The following is a 5,808-nucleotide window of genomic DNA, read 5'->3' as shown; positions in this document are numbered from 1 at the left end:
GAACGAGCGCTTGCTGCCGGGGTAGACGTGGCCGAGGTCGTCGCCCTGCAGGCCGTTGTTGCAGTTGTGGGCGTCGGCGAGCAGGACGTCGTCGACGCCTCGACGCTCGGGGCTTCCGCGGTGGCCGCGAGGCCGACCGCGTACTCGACGTCGTCGGCGAACTCGGGCGCGAACGTGGAGACGAGCAGGGCGTCGTCGCCGAACGCCTGCCCGAGCAGTTTCGCGTCGCCCTCCTCGACGCGGACCGCGGGCGTGGCGTGGTCGGAGTAGTCGATGTTCTCGTAGGCGGTCGCGGCGGCGTCGATGAGCGTGTCGACTTCGCGTTCGGTCACGAGGTTGAAGTCGTGGCCCGCGGTGGCGTGCGGCGGGAACGCCAGCCCGGTCGCGGATTCGGCGACCCGCTGCGGGAGGTTCCCCCCGCCGATTTCGCCCATCGGGCCGGGGTGGATCATCGGCAACACGAAGCGGGCTTTCTCCTCGCCGTCGCCGTCACGGAACGCGAGCACGGTGACCGGGACGACGGCTTCCTCACCGATCTGTTCGAAGAAGTCCTCCAGTTCCCGGGTGCCTTCCGCGATGTGGCCGATGAACCCGCGGATGAAGTCGAGGACGCTGACGCCCAGACTGCGCTGCCACGGCCGGTCGATGACGACCACGAGCCCGTACGCGGCGACGCCGTACAGCGCCGTGAGCGCCACGAGCAGGAGGAAGTCCTCGGGCAGGAACGCGTACTGGATCTCCGGCGGGGCTTCCGCGGGCCGGGAGAGGTACGCGCTGACGACGCGACCGCCGCTCGCGAGCAAGTTCATCGTGCCGCTGTACACGAACAGCAGGACGCCAGCGGTCGCGGTCTGGATGCTGGCGGGGACGGCCGCGCGGAGCGGTGATTCGCGGGAGACCGCGAGCACGACGAGGAACCGGATTGCGAACACGAGGCCGAGCGCGGCGATGAGCGCGTCGAACACGAAGTTCTGGCCGAGCGGGCCGGACAGCGTCGCGACGACGCCCGCGAGCACGAGCACGACCACCACCACGACTTCGCACGCGAACGCAAGCAGCGACGACCGGTTGTACGTGAGTTGGCCCCCGAAGAAGCGGTCGACGGGCGTGGTCGCGAGGCTGGCGACGACGGTCGGTATCCCGATGAAGAACACGCCCTGCCAGGCGTCCTCGAGGACGACCTGGCTGTCGAAGGCCGCGATGCCCGCCAGCGCCGCGATGACCAGCGAGAGGGAGACACTCGTGTACCAGCGGGGCGCCCGGAAGATGTACTTGGAGAGGCCCGCCAGTTCGCCCTGTGTCTCCGTCATGCCCTACTCGCAGATGGCGACGAAGTTCTCGAACACCGCTTCGCCCTCCTCGGTGTGCGCGACTTCGGGGTGCCACTGGACGCCGTAGAGGTCGCGGTCCGTGTTCGACATCGCTTCGACGTCGCAAATGTCGCTTTCGGCGGTGCGGGTGAAGCCCTCGGGGAGGTCGACGACTTCGTCGGCGTGGCTCGCCCACACGCGCGTCTCGGGCGCCAGCGACCCGACGAGGGGGTCGTCCTCGTCGGTGATGTCGACGTCGACGTCCGCGTAGCCGCCGTAGTCGCCGGATTCGACGCGGCCGCCGAGTTCGGTCGCGATGAGTTGCATGCCGAGACAGACGCCGAAGACCGGGACGTCGAGGTCGAGGTAGTCCGGGCAGTGGCCGATGTCGTCCATGTCGGGGCCGCCTGAGAGTACGAGGCCGTCGGCGTCGATGTCCTCGGGCGGCGTCGTGTTGTCGACGAGTTCGGCGTCCACCCCGTCGAGGTCCCGGAGCAGTCGGTGCTCCAGGTGGGTGAACTGGCCGTGGTTGTCGACGACGAGGATGCGAGTCATTGCACCGACGTAAACGATTCGCGACTAAAAACCCACTCGTTCGCGCCACGTGAGCGAGCGCGGTGGCCACCCGGGCCCCGGCGATTGCGTGAGGCGAGGGGTTTTACGGCATCGGTATGCTATCACGTTCCAATGAGTTCGGACAGACTGACGGTGTCGCTCGATGAGGAGGCGCGGGCGGCCCTGGACGACCTGGCGGGGAAAACGGACCGCTCGCAGAGCGAGCTCGTGCGACGCGCGCTGACGTTCTACGCGGCGAACTACGAGGCCGCCAGCACGGACAGCTCCGAGACCCTCGAGGAGTACTACAAGATGCTGGCGGGCGGCGAACACGTCCTGCTCGACATCGACTTCCTGCACTGCTTTCTCGAACACGTCCAGGAGGACGGCGAGCCGAAGCAGGGATTCATCGAGGACACGGACCAGGTGTCGGACTACCACGCCGAGGAGTACCGGGACCGCTTCGACACGCTCGAGGAACTCCTGGAGTGGCTGTCGCTGTGCGGGTTCCTGACAGTGCGGCGGACGACGGAGAACACCTACCACATCGTGTTCCCGTCGGCGGACATCCGGTGGTTCATGACGCGGTTCATCGAGCGCAGCGTCGCCCACCTGCCGTTCGACGTGGAGATGGAGGAAGGCGTCGCGAAAGTCCTGTTGACCGTCGACCCCTGAGCCCGCGCCTGGCCCCGGACTCACAGCAGGTCAGTCGGCCGAATTCTGCATACGTCCTCGTACGTCTTCACAAGGTCCGCACAACGCGTGCACACCGCTCACAACCACGAATATATACCTCATTGCTAGTTGGTAGTGTATGTCACAGAACGACTCGTTCGGTGAACGGTTGAAACGGCGTCGCTTCCTGCGCGCGGCCGGCGCGCTCGGTGTCGCCGGAACGGCTGGCTGTCTCGAGGACCTCCAGGGTGGCGGCGACGACGGTGGCGGCACCGTCGACGTGGGCGTCGTCATCCCGTACAGCGGCGACCTCAACGACTTCGGCGGGCCGATGCAGAACGGCTTCGAGATGGCCAAAGCGGACATCAACGCGGCCGGCGGTCCCGCCGGAAATGACGTCGAACTCCACTTCGAGGACTCCAACTCAGCGTCCACGCAGGGCGTCAACGCCGCCAACAAGCTCGTGGACACGACGGGCGTGGACGCGCTGTTCGGGGCCGTCTCCTCCGGCGTCACCATCAGTATCGCGGAGTCCGTCACCATCTCGAACGAGGTCCTGCACGTCACGCCGGCGTCCTCGTCGCCGGTCATCAGCACGCTGGACGACGACGACTACGTCTGGCGCACGCGCACCAACGACCGGTTCGTCGCGAAGGTGATGTCCCGCATCGCGCAGAACAACGACGCCGACAGCGCGGCCGTCCTCTACGTCAACAACGACTTCGGGTCAGCGCTGGCCGACGTCTTCGAGGAGTCCTTCGACGGCGAGGTCACCGCGAAGGTCGGCTACGAGTCCGGCGAGTCCTCCTACCAGCAGTCCCTCGACCAGCTGTACGAGGACGACCCGGATTTCGTCGCGCTCGCGGGCTACCCCGAGAGCGGGACGACCATCCTCTCGCAGTGGTTCGAGGGCGGCTACGGCGGCAACTGGATCCTGCACACGAGCCTGCTCTCCGACGAGGTCATCGAGAACGTCGGCGAGGAAGTGATGAACGGCATGTACGGCGTGCGCACGAAGCCGCCGAGCGGCGGCGACACCGAGTCGTTCGTCAGCGACTACGAGGAGGCGAACCCGGACGCCCAGCTGTTCTCGCCGTACTCGTGGAACTCCTACGACGCCCTGGTGTCGTGGGCGCTCGCCGCTCACGCCGCCGACAGCACGGACTCCAGTGACGTGAAAGAACAGATGCGGGAGACGTCGAACCCGCCGGGCGACGACGTCGGGTACGACGAGTTCGGCGACGGCGTCGACCTCCTCGACGACGGCGAGGCGGTCAACTACGCCGGGCCGAGCGGCAGCGTCGACTACGACGAGAACGGCGACGTCGCCAGCGACATGGTCGTCGTGGAAGTCGTCGACGGCGAGTTCCAGGACCAGGAGACGATTCCGGCCAGCGACCTCGTCTAGGCGTCCCCCACCCACTCATGTTCGAACTACGATACGTTCCAGTAGACGCTTCGCAAGACCAGCACCGACGGAGTGACCGCCAGTGACGGCCGAGGACGTGCGCATCGGCGTCGACATCGGCGGCACGTTCACGGACATCGTCACGGTTCGAGACGGCGACGTGCACGTGACGAAGACCCCGTCCACGCCGGACGCACCCGAGAACGGCGTCGTGAACGGGCTCCGGAAGAGCCGCGACGAGGCCGGGTTCACGTTCGGCGACGTCGGCTTCCTCAGCCACGGTACCACCGTCGCGACGAACGCAGTCCTCGAGGGGACGTGGGCGGACACCGCGCTCGTCACCACCGAGGGGTTCCGCGACGTGCTCGAGATCGCACGCCAGAACCGCCCGGACATCTACGACTTCGACGCCGAGAAACCGGAGCCGATCGTCCCGCGGGACCGCCGCTTCGAGGTGTCCGAGCGCCTCGACGAGCGCGGGAACGTCCTGCGGGACCTCGACGAAGGGAGCGCGCGCCGGCTGGCCGGCGACCTCGCGGACAGCGGCGTCGACAGCGTCGCAATCTCGCTGTTGTTCGCGTTCGAGAACGGCGACCACGAGCAGCGCGTCGCCGACGCCCTCAGAGACGAAGGCCTCGACGTCTCCTACTCGCTGTCCAGCCAGGTCCTCCCGGAGATACGGGAGTACGAGCGCACGCTCACCACCTCGCTGAACGCCGCGCTCAAGCCCGTGATGGACTCCTACATCGGCAACCTGGAGTCGGAAGTTCGCGAGCACGGCCTCGGCGCCGAACTCAAGATCATGCAGTCCAACGGCGGCCTCATCACCGCCGACGCCGCGCGCGGCCGTCCCGTCAACACGCTCCTCTCCGGGCCCGCGGGCGGCGTGCAGGGCGCGACGTACGTCGCCCAGCAGTGCGGCGTCGACGACGTCATCACGATGGACATGGGCGGCACGTCCTGCGACGTCTCGCTCGTGGAGGGCGGCGAACCCCTCGTCTCCACGGACGTCACAGTCGGCGACTACGCGGTCGGCGTCCCGATGATCGACATCCACACCGTCGGCTCTGGCGGCGGCTCGATCGCCTGGGTGGACGAGGGCGGCGCGCTCCGCGTCGGACCGCGCTCGGCGGGCGCGGACCCGGGCCCCATCTCGTACGGCCGTGGCGGCACCGAACCCACGCGACGGACGCACACCTCCTGCTCGGCCGTCTCGACCCCGATCCGCTTCCTCTCCGGCGAACTCGACGTGGAAGTCGCGGACGTCCGGGACGCCTTCGACGGCGCGCCTCGGCGAGGAACTCGGCATGACGCCCGAGGAGGCCGCGCAGGGCGTCCTCGACGTCGCGAACGCGAACATGCAGCGCGCGCTCCGCGTCGTCTCCGTGGAGCGCGGCTACACCCGCGGGACTTCGCGCTGGTCGCGTTCGGCGGCGCTGGCCCGCTCCACGCGTGCCGGCTGGCCGAGGACCTCGACGTCCCGAAGGTCATCGTGCCGCAGACGGCGGGCGTCCTCTCCGCGCTCGGCCTGCTCATCAGCGACGTGCTGTACGACTACAGCGTCTCGCGCGTCAGGCAGTGGGACGAGGTGTCGCCGTCGACGCTGCGGGCTACGTTCGCCGACCTCTCCGAGCAGGGCGACCAGCGCCTCGCCGACGAGGACGTTCCGCCGACGGACCGGCAGTTCGACCGCACCGCGGACCTCCGGTACGTCGGCCAGTCGTTCGAGATCTCCGTTCCGGTCCCGGACGGCGACGTCGACGAGGACACCCTCGACACCGTCGTCGAGCGGTTCCACGAGCGCCACGAGCGCCGCTACGGCCACGCCGACCGCTCGGAGCCGGTCGAACTGGTGACCCT

3 protein-coding genes and 3 pseudogenes are annotated in these 5,808 nt (G+C 68.3%); 4 read left to right on the top strand and 2 right to left on the bottom strand.

What is annotated here, in order from left to right:
- A pseudogene (locus GRX66_RS15610) lies at positions 1-1,310 on the bottom strand (DUF2070 family protein); the annotation flags it as partial.
- Positions 1,311-1,313: 3 nt separating this feature from the next.
- On the bottom strand, positions 1,314-1,865 hold the full coding sequence (locus tag GRX66_RS15605; RefSeq protein WP_159527365.1) for a GMP synthase subunit A: 552 nt from the start codon (positions 1,863-1,865) through the stop codon (positions 1,314-1,316).
- 132 nt (positions 1,866-1,997) lie between these two features.
- On the opposite strand from GRX66_RS15605, the gene GRX66_RS15600 reads away from it, so the two are divergent.
- From GRX66_RS15600 to GRX66_RS20835, 4 genes and pseudogenes are all read left to right on the top strand, one after another.
- A complete protein-coding gene (locus GRX66_RS15600) occupies positions 1,998-2,540 on the top strand; it encodes a ribbon-helix-helix protein, CopG family (protein ID WP_159527364.1) in 543 nt (180 codons plus the stop codon).
- Between the two features lie 139 nt (positions 2,541-2,679).
- Positions 2,680-3,948: an ABC transporter substrate-binding protein gene (locus GRX66_RS15595; RefSeq protein ID WP_159527363.1), complete on the top strand. Its 1,269-nt coding sequence runs from the start codon at positions 2,680-2,682 to the stop codon at positions 3,946-3,948.
- Positions 3,949-4,030: 82 nt separating this feature from the next.
- A pseudogene (locus tag GRX66_RS20840) lies at positions 4,031-5,071 on the top strand (hydantoinase/oxoprolinase N-terminal domain-containing protein); the annotation flags it as partial.
- Between the two features lie 184 nt (positions 5,072-5,255).
- A pseudogene (locus GRX66_RS20835) lies at positions 5,256-5,808 on the top strand (hydantoinase/oxoprolinase family protein); the annotation flags it as partial.

Source organism: Halobacterium bonnevillei (assembly GCF_009831555.1).
Taxonomy (GTDB): domain Archaea; phylum Halobacteriota; class Halobacteria; order Halobacteriales; family Halobacteriaceae; genus Halobacterium; species Halobacterium bonnevillei.
This window is presented reverse-complemented; position numbering and strand designations above follow the sequence as displayed.